Genomic DNA, 18,725 nt, shown 5'->3' with positions numbered 1-18,725 from the left:
CTTAACCCTCTTTTGCTTGGTTAGGTGTTTTGCACAGGCGGTCTAAAATGATGGCAACCAGCACGATAGCAAGACCGGCTTCAAACCCTTGTGAAATATTAACGGTGTTGAGTGCTCGTACGACCGGTTTTCCTAAGCCATCCGCGCCGACAAGTGCTGCGATGACGACCATGGATAGCGACAGCATGATGCACTGAGTGACACCTGCCATAATGCTTGGCATTGCCGCTGGAAGCTCGACTTTAAACAGCAACTTCATGCGACTTGCACCAAATGCTTTACCTGCTTCGACTAATTCTTCAGGTACACGAGTTACCCCTAAATAGGTCAGACGAATCGGCGCCGCGATAGAGAAGATGATCGTGGAGATTAATCCCGGAACAATACCCAAACCAAACAAGACGAGGGTTGGGATCAGGTAAACAAAGGTTGGAACCGTTTGCATCAGGTCAAGGATAGGGCGCAGTACCGTATAAAGCCACGGACGATGCGCCGCCATAATACCGAGAGGTACGCCAATTAATACGGAAATCGAGGTGGCCGCGAACACCAAGACAAACGTTTCCAACATCTCTTGCCAGTAGCCGAGATTTAATATGAGTAACAAAGCCGCCACGATGAAAACAACCAACGACACCTTGCGATGGATATACCAAGCAATTGCAGCGGTGAGCGCGATAGGTAACGCTGGTGGCATCCACTTAAAGACGTCAACCAGAAACATAATCACGGTTTCTAAAAAGATTGAGATGGAATCAAACAATACGGCGGCGTTGATGGTTAGCCAATCAACAACCAGTTCCATCCAATGACCCAGTGGGATTTTGTAATCAGTAATAAAATTCACAATTTGGCCTTACCTGGCGAGCAATCGCTCGCCAGTCCTTGGTTTTACTTACGCTTTTTTGTCTTTCAGGTAGGTCATAACCGCAGGAGCTCCCGGTTGACCGTCGGCGGTTTTCACGTTTTTCAGCCACGCTTCAACTTGCTCAGGATGTGCTTTCAACCAGTTTTGAGCGGCTTTGGCAGGCTGGACATTGTCGTTTAGAATCTTGCCCATAAGCTCGTTTTCCATTGATAGGCTAAATTGAAGGTCTTTCAGAAGGTTACCTACATTTGGACACTGAGTTAGGTAGTCTTTACGCACATTGGTATAGACGTTTGCACCGCCATAGTTTGGGCCAAAGAAGTCGTCACCACCGCTAAGATATTCCATGTCCACATTGCTGTTCATTGGGTGTGGTGCCCAGCCAAGGTAAACAATCCATTGGTTGCGGCGCACAGCGCGCGTTACTTGCGAAACCATACCAGCTTCACTTGATTCCACTAGACGGAAACCTTTAAGGCCAAATGCGTCTTGGTCGATCATTTCTTGAATGAGTCGGTTACCATCGTTACCCGGTTCAATACCGTAGATACGGTCACCGAATTTATCGGCGTTTTTCGCGATATCGTCGAAGCTTTTTACCCCTGCGTCATAAACATACTTTGGTACAGCAAGGGTGTACTTAGCACCTTCAAGGTTCGCGCGAACGGTTTCTACTGTGCCCGCTTCACGATACTTTTTAATATCGCCTTCCATGGTTGGCATCCAGTTACCTAGGAAAACATCGATATCACCATTAGCCATTGAAGAATACGTTACTGGAACTGACAGCAAGTCAGTTTTGGTGTGGTAACCAAGCCCTTTTAAAAGCTCGCTGGTTACTGCGGTGGTCGCGGTAATGTCAGTCCAGCCGACATCCGAAAAATTCACCACATCACATTGGTCCGCCACAGCATTAAAAGTTGCCAGAGAGCTAAGACTAAGGGTAAGTAACGTTTTATTAATAGACATATTTAAATTCCTTGTACTGAGTTTACTTTTCTTAGGTTATGAGACGTTTTTCGCGTCTCGAACTGGCGGTGTTATACGTTGTTTTGTTTGCCAGTCAGGGGCAATCCACACCGGAACATCTTTGCTCTCTAGTAGTGGGTTGCCCAAAATCATGTCAGCAGCACGCTCTGCAACCATAATGGTTGGCGCGTTGAGGTTGCCGTTGGGAATCGTTGGGAAAATAGAAGAGTCAACGACACGCAGGTTATCAATGCCGCGCACGCGACATTCGGTATCCAATACCGCCATTGGGTCGTTATCGTCTCCAATTTTACAGGTGCATGATGGGTGATAAGCGCTTTCGACATTCTGTTTTACCCATTCATCAATTGCGTCGTCACTTGTGATTTCGAATCCTGGTTGAATTTCATCGCCTCGAAAGCCATCAAGCGCCGGCTGAGAAAGAATCTCACGCGTTAAACGAATGCAATCGCGCCAATCTTGGCGGTCTTGTTCGGTCGAAATGTAATTGAATACAATTTCCGGTTTGGCATGTGGATCGGCACTGGTGATCGCGACATGACCACGACTTTGTGGTTTATTTGGTCCAACGTGTACTTGAAAACCATGGCCATCAAACGCCGCTTGACCATCGTAGCGCATGGCTGCGGGTAAGAAGTGATATTGAATATTTGGCCATTTCAGACCTTCACGAGAGCGAATAAAGGCGCAAGACTCAAAATGATTGGTCGCTCCAAGGCCTTTGCGAGTCAAAATCCACTCAGTACCGATAAGCCCTTTACTAATCAGACCGAGCTTACTGTTCAAAGTAATCGGCTCTTTACAGTAGTATTGAAAGTAGACTTCAAGGTGATCTTGCAAGTTTGCACCGACACCGGGAAGGTTTTCGATGACGTTAACACCTGCGCTTGCAAGCACATCGGCTGGCCCAACTCCCGATAACTGTAGCAGTTGTGGCGAGCCAATTGAGCCAGCGCTCGAAATCACTTCTTTTGAGGCAAACGCTTGTTTTACTTGGCCTGAGTGTTCAAATTCCACCCCAACCGCAACGTTGTCTTCAATGATGAATTTACGTGCAACAATGCCTTTTTGCAGAGTTAAGTTAGGGCGCTTCAACGCGCGGCGTAAATAGGCGTTTGACGTAGAAGCACGTACTCCTTTTTCAACCGTCATGTGCATTGGGCCAAAGCCTTCCTGCTGATAACCGTTATAATCTTTGGTTTCTGGGTACCCGGCTTCTTTCCCCGCCTCAATAAAGGCTTGATAAAGTGGGTTGAGCTTCATGTCATTCCCGTTGCAGGTCCCTACGGGGCCTTGGCCGCCACGGTATTGATCTTCGCCACCAATCCAAGTCTCAGCACGTTGAAAATAAGGCAGGCAATTTTGATAATTCCATCCGTGAGCACCATGCTCTTCCCATTCGTCAAAATCGCAGGCGTGACCACGAACATAGACCATGCCATTTATCGATGAACTGCCACCAAGCACCTTGCCGCGAGGGCAATGTAAGCGTCTGCCGTCAAGACCGACTTCCTGTTGGGTTTCAAATTGCCATGCATATTTTTCGGTGTTCATCGGGTAGGAGAGTGCGGTCGGCATTTGGATAAAAATACTCTTATCGCTACCGCCCGCTTCCAGTAAAAGGACGTCAAATTGCCCCGACTCTGTGAGGCGATCCGCTAATACACAACCAGCGGATCCCGCACCGACGATAATATAATCGTAGTGTTGTTTCATCTTGGTTCCCTCCTAGAAATTACGCGTAAGGACTCTCGAAATCACCCAGCTCGACATAAACACTTTTAGTCTGCGTATAATGAAGCAGCGTTTCTGGACCATTTTCTCGCCCAACGCCGGAATGTTTATAACCTCCAACAGGCATTTCTGCAGGAGAGTCACCCCATGTATTCACCCAGCAAATTCCAGCTTGAATTTGGTGAATAACGCGATGCGCGCGTGATAGGTTTTGCGTAAACACGCCGCCAGCTAAACCATAATCCGTTTGGTTTGCTCGCTTGATAACTTCATCTTCATCTGAAAATTTTAATACTGACATCACCGGGCCAAAAATCTCTTGCTGGACATGGGCCATGTCATCTTCACAATCAACAAACACGGTAGGAACCACAAAGTTGCCTTTATCTAAGCCGTTGTCCGTGACTTGATAGCCGCCGGTCAGCAGCGTTGCGCCGCTTTGCTTTGCGCCTTCGATGGCAGTTAGAACTTTACCTAAATGCTCTTTAGAAATCAGAGCACCAACTTGTGTGTGCAGATCCATCGGGTCGCCTACAACGAGCTTTTCAGTGCGTGTTTTTAGCTGTTGGAGAAATTGGTCGTAAATGCCTTCGTGGACAAAAACGCGGGTGCCGTTGGTACACACTTCGCCTTGGGTGTAGAAGTTGGCGACCATCGCAGCTGACACTGCTTGGTCCAATTTAGCGTCATCAAAAATGATCAAAGGCGACTTGCCGCCGAGCTCCATGGTGACAGACTTGAGAGTTTTTGCGCTGTCTGACATGACCTTTTTGCCTGTACCAGATTCGCCCGTGAATGAGACTTTTGCGATATCAGGATGAGCGGTCAGCATTTGACCAACACGGTAATCCCCCTGAACCACATTAAAAACACCGTCAGGCAGGCCAGCTTCCGTGAAAATTTCTGCCAGTTTTAGGGCGCTAAGCGGTGTTTCTTCGGAAGGTTTAAAAATCATGACATTCCCAGCGGCGAGTGCTGGTGCAGATTTCCACATCGCGATTTGGATCGGGTAGTTCCAGGCACCGATACCAGCACAAATGCCAAGAGGCTCGCGTCGAGTGTAGAAAAATTGACTCTCTCCTAGTGGCTGCTGCTCACCCTGCATTGCTGGGGCTAAGCCTGCGTAGTATTCGATAACATCGGCACCCGTCACAATGTCTACTTCCAAAGCTTCTTGTAACGGTTTACCGGTATCCATCACTTCAAGCGCGGCTAATTCACCATTGCGCTCACGCAAAATGGCGACGGCTTTGTGCAGAATGCGGCTGCGTTCAATCGCTGTCATGGCTGACCAGACTTTGAAGCCTGCTTTGGCCGCTTCTATCGCGCGTTCAATGTCATTACTCGAGGCTTGGTCTACCTCTGCAATGATCTCTCCAGTGGCTGGATTTAGAGTGTTAAAGGTCTCGCCAGAAGAGGCTTCTGAGTATTGACCGTTAATGTATAAAGCGTGTTTTTCCATTTTAAGGCCTGACTTAAGTTATTAATTTTGGTGTTTTTTTAGTTGTAATTCGAGGTAATCGTTAATGATGATCTGCGCAGCTTGCGCGTTAATGCCATCAGGCGTTAATGCGCCTCTCAACCACATACCGTCAATCAGTGCTGCAATGCCTACAGCAACCAAATTTGCTTTATCCATTGGTAAAAGTGATTTCAACTCTAAACGTAGGTGTGAAATCAAACGTTTTTCATTGACGCGCTGTAGACGCTTCAATTGGTCGTCATGCATTGAATAAGACCAAAACGCTAACCAAGTTTTGGTGACTTCGCTTTGAGTTTGAAACCCTGCAAAGTTGGCATTAATGATGGCGTTAATTCTCTGCTGGTGAGCATCAGCAGGAAGTGCTTTTAGAGCGGTTTTTACGGTGTGAGAGTGCTGTCGAAGTATGACACGCATGGTTTCTTCTAGAAGACCTTGCTTGCCACCAAAGTAATGATTGATGATGCCTGTCGACACACCTGCCTCACGGCTGATCAAGGCAATACTTGCGCTATGAAGTCCCACTTTTCCTATCACTGCCATCGTGGCTTTGACTAATTGTGGTTTACGAATTTTTGGCATCCCTACCTTCGGCATTAACGCTTCCACCTTTTTTTATTGAACGATTAATTAAAAATAAGGTTACAGGGAAAATAATTTGATCTCAAATGAGTTTTTGGTGGATTTGAGGTTTATTTTAGGGGTGTTATTGCATTAATTCTTAATTATCAGTGCTTTGTTTTAATAAAAATATTTTACGGGTCTATGTTTTGAGAGGGTGGTTTGTATGATTTTTGAGCTTTAATTTATCAAAGTTTAATGATTAGACGTAAATGGAAAAGTGATGTCGTAAATAGAAAAGTGACTATCAAAATATCGACTAGGAGAGATTGAGAAATGAACAATGTTGAGACACAAAAAAGGCGAATCTGCTAGCAGCTCGCCTTTATCGACAATTTTAGTTGGTTATCGGTGTACTAGTAGGAGTTGGCATGATGAAGTCGCCAACGTACTTTAATACTAGAAACAATTTGAGGCATCAATGACATTATGATCATGCCAGCCATCAATAGATATTGCTCATGAGTGTAGGTTTCTCCAAGCAATACCAACCCTGCCATTATCCCTGCAACTGGATTAGCGATCCCACCAAATGTGAAGTCGACCACCGTCATACGCTGTAATAGCCATACATACAAGCCGTAACCGAGTGCTGTGTTCATTATCACAATCCAAACTAGGCCGACCATGTTGGTTAAATCTAGGTTTTGAACCGCGTGTAAATAGGGTTCTGGCGTAATCAGTGCATGAACCAATGAGATTACAGCGAGAATTACGCCACCAAAAATGAGTTGCCATGTCAGTACTGTCCACCAGTGGATACGATTGCCAAGCGATTTTGTTAGCCCACTCCCGATAACGATACACATGATGGCAATAAACATAGCGGCAAGGCCGATCGCTGATAGTGCGATTTTTCCTGGGTCAAATAACCGCCACGCTAAAACAACCAGTAAAGCGCCAGATACGCCTTGAATTACTGAAGGCGCTTTGCCTTTCATCAGCCAATGAAAAAGCATTGCAAAGACGGGGACAGAAATCATCCCCACACCTGAAATGGCAGAGGGTAGCGTCATCGCCATAACGAAAATCAGGCTGAAAAAAGCCGCGATATTGACTAAACCCAGTGATACGAGTTTGTTGATATCGGTTTTTGTCGGAAACGATGGTCGTAAGCACAGCAAAATGACTCCAGCGGGCAACGCTCTAAGCGCGCCAAGCAGTAGCGGGGGCCAGTCCGGTAGTGTGTACTGCGCTACTGCATAAGTGGTTCCCCAAAAGAAGGCGGGAATCATCGCGAATAATATGTTCATATAAACTATCTTTACGTTGAGATAACTGTGCGCAACTTTACGCGGGTAAATTAGGTTTGTAAAGTATCTTTATGTTAAGATATTTTTAAGTCAGCCAATATAATCAAGGAAATCAATGGACGCAATTGATCGCGTGATCAGCCAATGGGATAAGGAAATTCCACAGCTAGATACAGACAGCATGGCGCTAATGGGGCGCTTTATGAGAATCTACAAATACTTAGAAACTCAAGTTTCGGCGTTACATAAATCATATGGATTAACACAAGGTGAGTTCGATGTACTAGCAACGCTACGTCGCAGTGGTGGCGATTATCAACTGACTCCCTCTAAGCTGATGGATTCTATGATGCTAACGTCAGGCGCGATGACTAATCGCATCGATAAACTAGAGACGAAGAATCTGATCACACGTACACACAGTGAGCAAGACCGTCGTAGTGTGGAAGTGAAACTGACAGAGCAAGGTTTGAGTCTCATTGATGAGCTGATTCACGTTCATGTGGAGACGCAAAATCAACTGACGCAAGGTTTGGCTCCTGAGCAGCTCAGAGAGTTGAATCAATTGATGAAACAATGGCTAAATCAATTTGAATAGCGAGAAGTTGACATGAGACACGATGAGTTAAGGCTTTTTTTAGACCAAATGCTTGGGGCTGAAGCGGGTGAGCCTTTTGGCCCTGAAGCAACCGTGTATAAAGTTAGAGCTAAAATGTTCGCTCTTCTGTCACGCCGCCATGGGCGGGATTATGTGACGCTCAAAGCGCAGCCTCACGATGGGGAAGTACTGACCGAGCAGTTTACCGACATTACTCCCGGATATCACATGAACAAAAGGCATTGGATCACGATCTATTATAATGGTGATGTCGAAGATAGCTTGATTCAAGACTTGTGCGAGCAGTCCTATAAGCTGGTGGTAAGTCAGTTAACCAAAACTGAGCAGCGCGCGTTGGGGCTTATCCAATAAAGTGAGAAACAAAAAAGGAGCCGGTCGGCTCCTTTTCATCTGTGGGCTAATCGTCTTTGGGTATCAATGCGCTATGCGTGCGCTTCTTTCTCAATTTTGGCCGCGCCGCGTAGCATCGCCTCTATCAATTCCCCCGCATTAAACTTAGATAGCGCTTCGTGAGCACCCACTTGATGAGCTTGATCTAAACACATCTCACTGGAGAGGGATGTATGCAAAATAATATAGGCGTTTTTGAGGTCTTGATCGTTTTGTACTTCGAATGACAACTCATAACCATCGAGCCCAGGCATTTCAATATCGCTGACCAGTAAATCGACTCGTCGACCCTGAGATGCTTGCGAGCGCATCAGTTCGAGAGCATCCATCCCGTTATTACAGATCTGATGAGGCACATTGATGCTATCTAACGCTTCAGACAACTGACGACGTGCAATTGAAGAGTCATCTACAAGCAGAATATTCAGTGCTTTGAGTCGCTCACGCTCGACATCGGTTAGCATTGGAACTTTGGCTGATTCGTATTGAGGATAAATTTTCGAAAGTAATAATTCGACATCCAACATCTGGATGATTTCATTTTCATAACGTGTCACGCCAGTCACGAACACGTTGCTTCCTGCACTTTTGGGTGCCGATTCAATCTCTCGCCAGTTACATTCGATGATTTTCTCGATGGAACGTACCATAAAGGCCACCACAGTACGCAGGCAGTCAGTGACGATAAGATAACTGTCTTTATACTCTTCAGGCTGAATGGGACGAAAACCGATCGCGGCTGCCATATCAATCACAGGAACCGTGATACCACGAAACGTACAAGCACCAATCACATGGTGGTGTGAATAGGGAATTTGCGTGGTGGGCATGTAAGGTACAATTTCGCGTACCTTCAATGTACCGATAGCAAACTTTTGTTTTTGCATGTTTAAAGTGAAAATTAACATGCCCTGAGATTGGTTTGCTTTACTAGTGGTTTTTGCCATAGCGATAATTCTTTGACCTAAACTAATGAGTTAAATAGTAACGACTTGGTATTTATCTGCAAGAAAAAGCAGAGAATCTTTAAAGAAAATGCGTCCTCCTTGCAGGAAACAATAAATTCGATTCACCATTTTTACCTTACAGGTCAGGCCAGATGTATTTACCTATGCATTCGCAGATGAACCGAATTCGGAGTTGGGGTACAATCCGCGCCATACAAAACTGAGTCGAGAATGATCATGGCAAATACAGCAGCCGCATTGCATATTTTGGTTAAGCATAAATCCCAAGCTGAAGACATCATTCAGCAGCTTAAGCGCGGCGCGAAATTTCAAACCCTGGCTAAGAAATATTCAACTTGTCCATCGGGTAAGAAAGGGGGTGACTTAGGAGAATTTCGCCGCGGTCAGATGGTGCCTCAATTTGATAAAGTCTGCTTCAATGGTGAAGTTCTAACGCCACATTTAGTCAAAACCAAATTTGGTTGGCATGTGGTCAAAGTGCTTTACCGCACGTAATTGTTATGTGTTCATTTGTGGATAATCTTTAATTTTCTTTACGAGCGACGGTGATTAGATTAACGATCGTTGAGCCTTGTGGTCAGTCGCTGTCGAGTGCTAGAAAGGTGGAGCCTCATCGCTGCCCTTGCGGCCTCTGGATCCCGTTGTTCGATAGCATGACAAATTTGTTCGTGTTCCTTTAAAGCCTGTAACTTTCGAGACGCTGGGGTGATCTGCTCTTTTGCCATCAAGCTGCTGTCAATATATTTAAGTAGCCCAAGAAAGTGCGGGTTTTTGGAGGCAATCGCTATTGCATAGTGAAAGTTGAGATCCACTTGACGGGTATTTTTTTCTTCATCAACCAGGCGAGCCATTTCATCCAGCGTAGCCTTAATTCGCGTTAGATCTTCATCAGTACGATATTTTGCTGCCATAAGTGCTGTTTCAGCTTCAATCGCAATACGCAAATCTAAGATATAGCCAAGCTCATCCGCCTCAGAGGCGCCAGAATGTTTCAACTGAAAAAGTTCAAGAGAGGGCTTTTGCATGACAAATGCGCCTTTACCTTGACGAGTCTCGATTAAGTTGTTGGCGCGTAAGTTAGCGATAACTTCTCGTATCACCGTTCGGCTAACGCCAAATCGTTCTATCAATTGATATTCTGTTGGTAGTTTATCGCCGGGTTGATAGGTCCCGTTATCGATATCGTTAACAATTTGCTGAACAACCTGTGTCGACAAACGGCCGTTTTTTTGGGGGCTCATTGGCTGTCACTCCTCATGAATTTACTTTATAATTTGTAATACAAGTTAAATGATGGCGCAATCTTTCTATTCGAATAAAATGTGATTCACACCATGGTTCGTTGTTTTTTTCAATAAAATAATGAAAAACTTCGTTTTTATTCGATCTTTTCAGCATTTATACCACTTGTTATCTGTTACATTTTATTCATCAAGCAAATTTATCTTGTATTACAAGTTGGTTTTTTCTTTAGAAGAAAGTATATGAGGATAACAATGTTTCGTTACCAATTTGATGAAAAACTGAGCTTTCGTAAAGCCATTTACTATGAGTTTGACCCGATCTCCTTGCCTCGAGTTTTTCAAGATGGGACTGGTGGGCTTGGCAAGTTTGCGCCGGAGACAGGTTGTATAGAGCTTTACGACTCTGAGGGGTTTGTAGCCCATTACTTAGCCATTGACCGAACATTTATCAATACGATTTTGCCGCTGATTTTAACCGGTGAAACTCGCACCTTTAATGAGTGGCGTGAGTTCTTATATTGGAAAGTAAGAAATAGTGGCAGCCAAAGTGAAAAGGCCGTGTGTCTTGGCAAGATGGATACCTTGATGCTGGATTTACTCTCTCAGCGTAAAAATATGCCATTACACCGATTTTTAGGTGCGACGAAAGATTGGGCAAATGCGTATAAAGGTGGCGGTTCAATTTTACTTGAGGACTCAGAACTCGTTGATGACATGCAGCGTTATGTTAGCGAAGGGTATAAAACCGTTAAATTTAAAGTTGGCAGTGCAGAGATGGAACGAGATCTGCGCCGTATTGATAAAGTTCGCGCCGCAGTTGGTCCTGATATTGAGATTGCTGTTGATGCGAACCAAAAATGGGATGTGGCAACGGCTGCGAAGTTTGCTGAGTTAACAGAGCCTTATCATCTTGCTTGGTTGGAAGAGCCGATTCACGCCAATGATATGAATGGTATTCGTCAATTAAAAGAGACTGGGGTTAATGTTCCGATTGCGTTTGGTGAATCGATGCGTATTAGCTATGAGTTTGAAATATATGCCGAAAAGGGCGTTGATGTTTTACAACCTTCTGTTGGGCGAATGACACGAATTGATGACCTTATCGCCATACGTGACCTTGCCCGTGAAAAAGGGCTGAGGTTTATGTCGGGCGGGCGCGTTTACTTGTGCGCTTTATTTGGTACGTTATTCAATGATGATGAATTAATTGAGTTTCATGAACCGATTAGCCAACCTGTCAGTGACTATGCGTTAAATATTCCCCAAGAGCGTAATGGGAGATTCTATTTACCTGACGATACCCCTGGTAATCCTCAGCGCTTAAATCTAGAAAAACTCGAAAGAGAGGGCTTACTTAAATTAAAACAATATTTTTATTCTAATAGGTGAAAATAGTGTTTTTAGAATAGGTTTCGTTATCAGTCCACAAAAGCGTAGTCGGTGTTTATGCTAGGGTCCGTTACCTCAAACAACTAACGGAAGAACGCTTGATCAAAATTGGCATGAATAGCTTTCGCTCGTTTTGAGCTGCATTCTCATCATGAACGAGCTGCAGTGATAGTTTTACGGCTTCATTTGCCATGGCTTGGATGGGGTAGCGAATCGTTGTCAGGCGGGGATAAATATAACGGGCTATATGGCCATCGTCGAAACCAATGACAGACATATCGTCAGGGATTCGTAGCCCGTTCTCCTGTAAAAGGGCCATACTGCCCGCAGCCATATAATCATTATAAGTGGCTACTGCAGTGAGTGGTATGTTCTTGGCCAATAAGTTCACGATAGCTTGCTCGCCACCCGTTTCATCTGGCTCTCCGTATTCAATGTACTCTTCTCGAATCTCAATGCCATGATCACGGAGCGCATCTAGATAACCTTCTCGTCGGTCTATTGCATCTTCAATATTGTGACTAGAGCAAATATAACCGATATGTTTATGACCATTACGGATTAAATGCTCCGTCGCGATGTAAGACCCCTTCTTGTTATCTAACGCTATGCAACGAGAGGCCATTCCCGGAACTACACGATTGATTAACACCATTCCTGGAATTTCGTTCGCAAGGTCACAGAGCTCAGAGTCACTCATTCCTTTGCTGTGTATCACTAAGGATTCACAACGGCTATTAATGAGCAAATTGATCGCATTACGCTCTTTAGTGGCATTGTGATAACCGCTTCCAATAAGCAGTTGCTTTTCTTGTTCACTGGCAATGGTATCAATTGCTTTTACCATCGTTCCAAAAAAGGGGGCGGACACGTCATTGACCAAGACGCCAATCGTATTTGACGATTTACTAACCAAAGCGCGTGCGTTGGCATTTGGGCGATAGCCGAGTTTTTCCATGGCTTCCTTAACAGCAACAACAGCGGCTTGACTGGTATGAGGGGCGTTATTAATCACACGTGATGCGGTCGCAATAGACACACCTGCTTGTTTTGCAACGTCTTTGATCGTGGCCATAGGAAACTCGTAGACTTGGTTTATTGTTATTTAACTATGAAGATGGCGAGAACTCAACGAGTGAAGTAACAATACTCGCGATCTTTCAAGGTTTTGTATGTAAAGTTTATTTAAATGAAAAATCCCCAAGAGATCTTGGGGATTTTGATGGTGTAACCGGTCTTTATCAAGCGTTATTCAGCAGGCTGTAACGTTATTTGATAGTTATAATGGCGTTCTATAAGTTGAAATTCTTGATGGACACTCGGGCTCCATGAATCATCGCCACCCACTCCCATGTGCTTATGGTCAATATGCACGTAAAGTTTGTCTTCCGCCACCAAATCATTGCTATGTTTTGCTTGGGCTAATTGCTGTTGTGAATACTGACTAACGCTAAATTGGAAGTCGCCAGATATCATCAAGGAATTAACTTTTAACCATCGTGTCTCACAACGTAATCCATTATCTGTCGGAAATATATACGGAGTATACATTTGCTCTAATGGTTGTGAGTGTATGCCAACGCGTGCTGCGGATAATCGGTCTGGGTAATTTTCAAATGGACCTAAGCCGTGCCATTGGATCAGTTTGTCTTCTTCATTCAACGGTAATTGCACTTCGAGACCGATACGTGGCATTGGGGGTAAACCGTCTGCCAACTTTACGTTCACAGACAGCACGGTTTGTCCGGTATTACGCAGTGTGTAGGTCCAAGTCGTAATGGCTTGTATTTGGTTATTGAAGTGGTAAGCAAAAGTAGAGACTACGTTCACTTCATGGGTCAGTGTTTCGTAGTGGCAGTCTACACATTGACGCTCCCACTGACCAATACCTGCGATATCCCACCGGCAGACCCAAGCATTTGGATCAATGTTATCTATTTCACTGACGCCGATGTCATTATCGAGAGGGGCTCGGAAAAAGTTATCCTGAGGGGATGCCAGTATTTGTGCGATACCGTCAATACGCCAGTTTGTCATTAATCCAGTTTGACGATCCCAACACCATTGATGTTTGTCATCTAGGCTTGAGACCACAATTGAGTCGCCTTGTTTTTTTGAGATTGGGGCGGGTTGGGTTATCAATTTGGGGATGACCAGACCAGCATCGTTTCTCAGCTTTATCTGCTCAGAGGCAATATTGTGACCCTCTGGTGCCCAAGGCGTCGCAGTCATCAATGTAATGTCAGTATTGAGATAATACAGTGCTTCGCTTTTTGCTGAGAAATTAAGTTCAATATCGACCAGAGACTGGCTGTCTGCTTCCACATTTAATGGAATGGAGCCTGATAGGATAGTGTTCCCGTCTTCGAGCAAAGACCACTTCAATTGCTCGTTGTCTGTTGCCCGGAAAAGATGTTCATTGGTGACGCGAAGTGTGCATCTGTCCTTGTTTTGTTCTTGAAGGCAGACGGTAATCATCCGCTGGCTGTATTTTACTTCTTCCAATGTTGGGTGTACGGAGCGATCGGGAAAAATCAAACCGTTGATACAGAACTGGCGATCATTAATTTGGTCACCAAAGTCACCACCATACGCCCAATAGTGTTGTCCGTTTTCGTCCCATTGACTTAAACCTTGATCAACCCAGTCCCAAATAAAACCACCTTGTAATCGAGGGTACTCGCGAAAAGCTTCCCAATAATCATTGAAACTACCAAGGCTATTTCCCATTGCATGTGCGTATTCACATAAGATTAATGGACGGGTTTCATTAGGGAGTGACACCCATTTTTTGATTGGCCATTTGGGGACGGCTTCGTCTTCAATGACCGTGTCTACTCGTGCGTACATCGGGGCGATGATGTCGGTTGCTGTGGTATTAGCACCGCCGCCTTCATATTGTACCGGGCGTGATGGGTCGTAATCTTTTGACCAAGCGTACATGGCGTTATGCGTGCTGCCATGCCCAGATTCATTACCCAGAGACCAGATAATAATCGAGGGATGGTTTTTATCGCGCATAACCATTTGCGTATAACGGCTCATGTAAGCGTGTGCCCATTGGGGATCACTTGATAGACGGTTCATCGGCTGCATACCATGCGTTTCGATGTTTGCTTCATCACATACGTATAAGCCGTATTGATCACATAACTCATACCAGCGAGGATGATTTGGGTAGTGCGAGGTGCGAACCGCGTTAAAGTTGTATTGTTTCATCAAACAAATGTCACGCAGCATTCCTTCTTCTGTCATTACATGGCCCAGTTCTGGATGATGCTCATGACGGTTCACACCCCGAATAAGCAACGGCTTCCCATTGAGCTTCAACTGACCGTCTATCATTTCGATCTTACGAAAACCGACTTGATAGGCTTCGCTTTCTAGATGAAGGCCGTTTTCATCAAGTAAAGAGACGACGAGTCGGTAAAGGTGCGGTGTTTCGGCGCTCCACTTATGGGGTTCACGGATGTTTAGTGTTTGAAACACGACATCATTCCAGCTACCACGTTCATCAATTCGTCGATTGTTGGGGCGCGCGATAGATGGCTCGGTCACTGAGTGTTCACCATGAAAAAGCTGTACTTGCACTTGGTAAGTTTCAGGGGCCGAGATGTGGGTAACAATCGCTAACGATCCATCGCGGTAGCAAGCATCTAGGTCCGGTGTGATGAACACGTCTTCAATACAATGTTGAGGTTTGGAGAGCAATGTTACATCACGAAAAATACCGCTGAGCCACCACATGTCTTGGTCTTCTAGATAGCTGCCATCACACCAACGAACCACCATAACCGCCAGAGAATTATTCCCAGCCACTAAGTAAGGGGTAAGATCGAATTCAGAAGGTAAACGGCTATCTTGGCTGTAGCCTACCCAACAACCGTTACACCACAGGTGGAACGCGGAATTAACACCGTCAAAAATGATGCGTTGTGTATTGGCCAAATCCTCTTGTGAGAGTGAGATGGATGTTCGATAGCAACCGGTAGGATTTTCGCTGGGAACAAACGGTGGGTTTACTTCAAAGGGGTATTTTACATTAGCGTAAATGGGTTTGTCGTAACCTTCTAGCTGCCAATTAGAGGGAACGGTGATGTCATCCCATTGGCTATCGTCGAATTGGGTATTGATGAAGTCTGCGTCAACCCGTTCTGGTGCGTCAAACAACTTAAACTTCCATTGTCCGTTCAAGTAATGACGTTGGGCGTGAATACCGTCACGGGCATGGTCAATATCGCGGAAGCTAGAAAGAGGGCTGTGAGCCTTAAGACAATGGATATTCACTGATTGTGGATTTTCCCAGTCGCGTCTTTGGAGAATGTCTGAAAATGCCTTCATGGTGTTCCTATTTAAATTTTGTGCCTAATTTTGCGTAAAGTCGGTGCTTGAGACTAAAGCCAAGCCGCTTTTTTCGTAATCGGTCAGTTCGCCAGCTGTTGCACCAAATAATCTTTTGCTTGAGTAAAGCCCTGCTCAGCCGCTTCGCTTGCAATGGCTGCTGCTTGTTTAACATCATGATTGGTTAATGCCGCATCGATTTGCGATTGATAGAGTGACCAAGTGTGCAGGGCTTCAGGAGAGGCGGATGATGTTGGTTTGGTGACTGATGTCTCTTGTGTTGTAGGGCTTAGCTCCGACAACAAAGTCAATATTGCGTTGTTATCAGCGGCACTGGCCGTCACATCAATGACACCAACGGGTTCAAACTGCGCTGTAAGCGGGAGTTGTTTATTGCCAATAACATGCTGTGATTGAGCATAGATCTCTTGTGGATGTTTACGAGACAGTTCTGTGTCGACGAGGGCTGAATCCGCTGATATTAAGATGTATTTGGCACCGTTGAGTTGAGGGTTAATAGTGATCATTTTTTCAACACGCTCGAGACCACGCATTCCAGCCGTATGATAAGAAAAATGTTGAGCAGAATAGTTAGATACAAGCTGCCATTCTTGGTTATAAACCAGCACATTCACTGCAAACAGAGCGTTGTTGTCGATATAGGAGCGAACCAACATCGAGAATGGCGAATTAGACGTTACTTGATAACTCATTACTGGTAGTGGCGTGGAGGAATCTGCATCGGCAGAGAATAATGCCGTGTTGTCTAATGTTGGTAACCTCGCATCCATGAGTACTTGTTGATGGAATGGAACGGATAGTGCGGTGAAGGGTAAATCGCTTAAGCTCGAACAACATTCCGCTTTATCTAAGCGTGTCTGAAGAGATTGCTCCGGTAATCCGCTGCAAGCGCTCAAGGATAGAGCCATAAACAAAGTCGCGAATGATTTTAGTTTCATCTGCATTGTCCTTTTCGGGGTGAGCGTATTGCCCACCCCATCGGGTTTAAAAATGGTCTTTGGGTTTAATTACCACCACGTTTCAACGTTAAAGCCAAAAGTGATCTCGTCGACGTTTTTCTTACTGATGCTTTGCGCTGAACCATAGACCTCTCCTCCGCGGTTCCATTCATCCGTTTTTTCCGAATAAGTGGCGAATAAACGGATTGATGGCCGAGCCCAAACGCCTTTACCAGCTTGGAACATTTGGGCCACTGTCACTTTATACATGTCGTTGGTTCCAACATCATTTTGTGCTTCTACCGATTCATAACCGACTTCAAGTGCCGTCGCCATATATTCAGTCCAACTATACTGAGGGCGTGCGCCGACGCTAAACCATTTCTCGCCTTCTTGGTTGTCCAAATTCTTATCCTGGTAGGCAATGGAATACATCACTTGGAAGTCTTCATTCACATTGAGGTCACCAGAGTTGAAGATACGCCAGCTGTAACCATCGTGTTCAACGCCCGTGCTGTATTTACGGTTGGAGCCGCCTTCTGCACTCATTAAACCACCCGCAAGTGCGTCAGTACCATATTGGAAAGCAAAAGTGTTTGAACCATACTCCCAAGCTTGACGATAAAGAGCGGAAAGCATTGCACCAGAGGTGGTGATATTACTGTCGTCGTAGCTTGAGTTTTGGGTAAAGATGTAATTAAGACCAACGGTCAGATCTGCGCTTTCGCTGAGCTCGATATCACTTAGACGCGCATCAATGTTGTGGAGAGTCCGCCCGTCTGCACTCGAATCAGGGGACATCCACGCTAAGTGACCTTTCGCAAAGCCGAGATCCCAGTTCTCAATACCGAGTCCGGTACTTGAGGTGTCCCAGTATTTTATGTCGATCATATGGACTTCATGGCGACGGTAAAATCGCTCTCCGGCCCAAACTATCGCGCCGTTCTGAGTGTCAAGCAACCCATGACCAGCTGCCCACATTTGTACGGTACCAATATCGCCCCAACTCTGGCCACTACCGAGATAAATCGTCGTATCAAAGTAGGCGTCACCTTGTTGCCATACATCGGCTTTTATTCCCGCTTCCCACCAGTTCATCTCGTTACCTAAACGGTAATTTCCGTAACCTTGGGTTGCTCGAATGACATCATTGCGTTCGCCTTTCCCATCATTGTGTTCGTCGTTATCGGTGTATATGTTGCCCCATTTGGCATAGCCAAAGTAAGTTAAGTTCTCCACTGCCGCTATACTAGCAAGCGGAGCAAGGGCGAGGGTTAACCCTAGAGCTCTAACAAGCGTCTTTTGTTTCATGAAGTGTCTCCATTCCATTTATGGATTTATTTTTATTTGAGTCCTAACTCGGTGGGCAGTGTAAATAAACACTGGAAACGTTTTCATGATGAGGTTGGCATTTTTTTAGTAATAAGCGATTTATTACTATATTGTGTGATTTTCATCTCATAAATATGGAGGTATGGATTTGTACGAACGGAAAAGTTTATTAGCTTTTGAAATGTATAGATTTATTAGTTAGGCAACAAAAGAAAAGACAGCCCAATTGAATGCAACTGGGCATGTGGGACAAAGATGACTATACGGCAAATGGTTCGCCGACCTATTGCGAGCGGGATATTGCAGTATTGTCGAACTGGGATTTTGAGTTAGGACCCAAGTGAGACACGTCATTAAAAACCCGAAGAGGCAAGAATACGACCGTCGATTTGGGACTTCAAGTGATGTCGCTAGTATCTGAGTGTTCGGTAGCGTTATTCACGGTTTTATTGTTTTTGGGTAGCGCTAATTTCACTTTAAAAGCATTTAAAATCAGTGTTTTATTTATGGTTGACCTATGTTTTTCGATATCGACAG

16 protein-coding genes are annotated in these 18,725 nt (G+C 45.0%); 4 read left to right on the top strand and 12 right to left on the bottom strand.

Annotated elements, in window-relative coordinates; translation table 11 throughout:
* Position 1: 1 nt before the first annotated feature.
* The 6 genes from choW to ACFFUV_RS16880 form a co-directional block, all read right to left on the bottom strand.
* Entirely contained in the window at positions 2-847 is an 846-nt protein-coding gene (gene choW, locus ACFFUV_RS16905; RefSeq protein WP_390194958.1) for a choline ABC transporter permease subunit, read from the bottom strand.
* A gap of 48 nt (positions 848-895) precedes the next feature.
* A complete protein-coding gene (locus ACFFUV_RS16900; protein WP_390194956.1) occupies positions 896-1,837 on the bottom strand; it encodes a choline ABC transporter substrate-binding protein in 942 nt (313 codons plus the stop codon).
* A gap of 36 nt (positions 1,838-1,873) precedes the next feature.
* Complete coding sequence (gene betA / locus ACFFUV_RS16895) at positions 1,874-3,574, bottom strand: choline dehydrogenase (protein WP_390194954.1); 1,701 nt, start codon at positions 3,572-3,574, stop codon at positions 1,874-1,876.
* 19 nt (positions 3,575-3,593) lie between these two features.
* Entirely contained in the window at positions 3,594-5,054 is a 1,461-nt protein-coding gene (gene betB / locus ACFFUV_RS16890) for a betaine-aldehyde dehydrogenase (protein WP_390194952.1), read from the bottom strand.
* 21 nt (positions 5,055-5,075) lie between these two features.
* Positions 5,076-5,669 (bottom strand): transcriptional regulator BetI, encoded by a 594-nt coding sequence (gene betI, locus ACFFUV_RS16885; protein WP_390194950.1) that lies wholly within the window; start codon positions 5,667-5,669, stop codon positions 5,076-5,078.
* 380 nt (positions 5,670-6,049) lie between these two features.
* Positions 6,050-6,946, bottom strand: a complete 897-nt coding sequence (locus ACFFUV_RS16880) for a DMT family transporter (RefSeq protein ID WP_390194948.1) — start codon at positions 6,944-6,946, stop codon at positions 6,050-6,052.
* Between the two features lie 115 nt (positions 6,947-7,061).
* Between ACFFUV_RS16880 and ACFFUV_RS16875 the strand changes: the two genes are divergently transcribed.
* On the top strand, positions 7,062-7,544 hold the full coding sequence (locus tag ACFFUV_RS16875; protein WP_390194946.1) for a MarR family winged helix-turn-helix transcriptional regulator: 483 nt from the start codon (positions 7,062-7,064) through the stop codon (positions 7,542-7,544).
* 12 nt (positions 7,545-7,556) lie between these two features.
* The gene (locus tag ACFFUV_RS16870) at positions 7,557-7,916 is read left to right on the top strand and encodes an MmcQ/YjbR family DNA-binding protein (protein WP_390194944.1); all 360 of its coding nucleotides are present in this window, start codon (positions 7,557-7,559) and stop codon (positions 7,914-7,916) included.
* Between the two features lie 71 nt (positions 7,917-7,987).
* On the opposite strand, the gene ACFFUV_RS16865 is transcribed toward ACFFUV_RS16870, so the two are convergent.
* The gene (locus tag ACFFUV_RS16865; protein ID WP_390194942.1) at positions 7,988-8,902 is read right to left on the bottom strand and encodes a chemotaxis protein; all 915 of its coding nucleotides are present in this window, start codon (positions 8,900-8,902) and stop codon (positions 7,988-7,990) included.
* A 237-nt stretch (positions 8,903-9,139) separates the two neighbouring features.
* Between ACFFUV_RS16865 and ppiC the strand changes: the two genes are divergently transcribed.
* On the top strand, positions 9,140-9,418 hold the full coding sequence (ppiC, locus tag ACFFUV_RS16860) for a peptidylprolyl isomerase PpiC (protein ID WP_390194940.1): 279 nt from the start codon (positions 9,140-9,142) through the stop codon (positions 9,416-9,418).
* Between the two features lie 59 nt (positions 9,419-9,477).
* Here ppiC and ACFFUV_RS16855 read toward each other — a convergent pair whose 3' ends face one another.
* On the bottom strand, positions 9,478-10,164 hold the full coding sequence (locus tag ACFFUV_RS16855; RefSeq protein ID WP_390194938.1) for a FadR/GntR family transcriptional regulator: 687 nt from the start codon (positions 10,162-10,164) through the stop codon (positions 9,478-9,480).
* Positions 10,165-10,419: 255 nt separating this feature from the next.
* On the opposite strand from ACFFUV_RS16855, the gene ACFFUV_RS16850 reads away from it, so the two are divergent.
* Positions 10,420-11,556 (top strand): enolase C-terminal domain-like protein, encoded by a 1,137-nt coding sequence (locus ACFFUV_RS16850; protein WP_390194936.1) that lies wholly within the window; start codon positions 10,420-10,422, stop codon positions 11,554-11,556.
* A 70-nt stretch (positions 11,557-11,626) separates the two neighbouring features.
* On the opposite strand, the gene ACFFUV_RS16845 is transcribed toward ACFFUV_RS16850, so the two are convergent.
* The 4 genes from ACFFUV_RS16845 to ACFFUV_RS16830 form a co-directional block, all read right to left on the bottom strand.
* A complete protein-coding gene (locus ACFFUV_RS16845; protein ID WP_390194934.1) occupies positions 11,627-12,631 on the bottom strand; it encodes a substrate-binding domain-containing protein in 1,005 nt (334 codons plus the stop codon).
* Between the two features lie 173 nt (positions 12,632-12,804).
* Positions 12,805-15,897: a beta-galactosidase gene (locus tag ACFFUV_RS16840; RefSeq protein ID WP_390194932.1), complete on the bottom strand. Its 3,093-nt coding sequence runs from the start codon at positions 15,895-15,897 to the stop codon at positions 12,805-12,807.
* A gap of 83 nt (positions 15,898-15,980) precedes the next feature.
* Complete coding sequence (locus ACFFUV_RS16835) at positions 15,981-16,856, bottom strand: MalM family protein (protein ID WP_390194930.1); 876 nt, start codon at positions 16,854-16,856, stop codon at positions 15,981-15,983.
* Between the two features lie 69 nt (positions 16,857-16,925).
* Entirely contained in the window at positions 16,926-18,167 is a 1,242-nt protein-coding gene (locus ACFFUV_RS16830; protein WP_390194927.1) for a carbohydrate porin, read from the bottom strand.
* Between the last annotated feature and the right edge of the window lie 558 nt (positions 18,168-18,725).

This window comes from Vibrio olivae, from assembly GCF_042428525.1.
Taxonomy (GTDB): Bacteria; Pseudomonadota; Gammaproteobacteria; order Enterobacterales; family Vibrionaceae; genus Vibrio; species Vibrio olivae.
Note: the sequence above shows the minus strand (reverse complement) of the source record. Positions and strands in the feature narration are given on the sequence as shown.

Excerpts from the sequence above, each read along its gene's own strand:
- ACFFUV_RS16900 (WP_390194956.1), bottom strand. The coding sequence starts at position 1,837 with ATGTCTATTAATAAAACGTTACTTACCCTTAGTCTTAGCTCTCTGGCA.
- betA (WP_390194954.1), bottom strand. The coding sequence starts at position 3,574 with ATGAAACAACACTACGATTATATTATCGTCGGTGCGGGATCCGCTGGT.
- betB (WP_390194952.1), bottom strand. The coding sequence starts at position 5,054 with ATGGAAAAACACGCTTTATACATTAACGGTCAATACTCAGAAGCCTCT.
- betI (WP_390194950.1), bottom strand. The coding sequence starts at position 5,669 with ATGCCGAAGGTAGGGATGCCAAAAATTCGTAAACCACAATTAGTCAAA.
- ACFFUV_RS16880 (WP_390194948.1), bottom strand. The coding sequence starts at position 6,946 with ATGAACATATTATTCGCGATGATTCCCGCCTTCTTTTGGGGAACCACT.
- ACFFUV_RS16875 (WP_390194946.1), top strand. The coding sequence starts at position 7,062 with ATGGACGCAATTGATCGCGTGATCAGCCAATGGGATAAGGAAATTCCA.
- ACFFUV_RS16870 (WP_390194944.1), top strand. The coding sequence starts at position 7,557 with ATGAGACACGATGAGTTAAGGCTTTTTTTAGACCAAATGCTTGGGGCT.
- ACFFUV_RS16865 (WP_390194942.1), bottom strand. The coding sequence starts at position 8,902 with ATGGCAAAAACCACTAGTAAAGCAAACCAATCTCAGGGCATGTTAATT.
- ppiC (WP_390194940.1), top strand. The coding sequence starts at position 9,140 with ATGGCAAATACAGCAGCCGCATTGCATATTTTGGTTAAGCATAAATCC.
- ACFFUV_RS16855 (WP_390194938.1), bottom strand. The coding sequence starts at position 10,164 with ATGAGCCCCCAAAAAAACGGCCGTTTGTCGACACAGGTTGTTCAGCAA.
- ACFFUV_RS16850 (WP_390194936.1), top strand. The coding sequence starts at position 10,420 with ATGTTTCGTTACCAATTTGATGAAAAACTGAGCTTTCGTAAAGCCATT.
- ACFFUV_RS16845 (WP_390194934.1), bottom strand. The coding sequence starts at position 12,631 with ATGGCCACGATCAAAGACGTTGCAAAACAAGCAGGTGTGTCTATTGCG.
- ACFFUV_RS16840 (WP_390194932.1), bottom strand. The coding sequence starts at position 15,897 with ATGAAGGCATTTTCAGACATTCTCCAAAGACGCGACTGGGAAAATCCA.
- ACFFUV_RS16835 (WP_390194930.1), bottom strand. The coding sequence starts at position 16,856 with ATGAAACTAAAATCATTCGCGACTTTGTTTATGGCTCTATCCTTGAGC.
- ACFFUV_RS16830 (WP_390194927.1), bottom strand. The coding sequence starts at position 18,167 with ATGAAACAAAAGACGCTTGTTAGAGCTCTAGGGTTAACCCTCGCCCTT.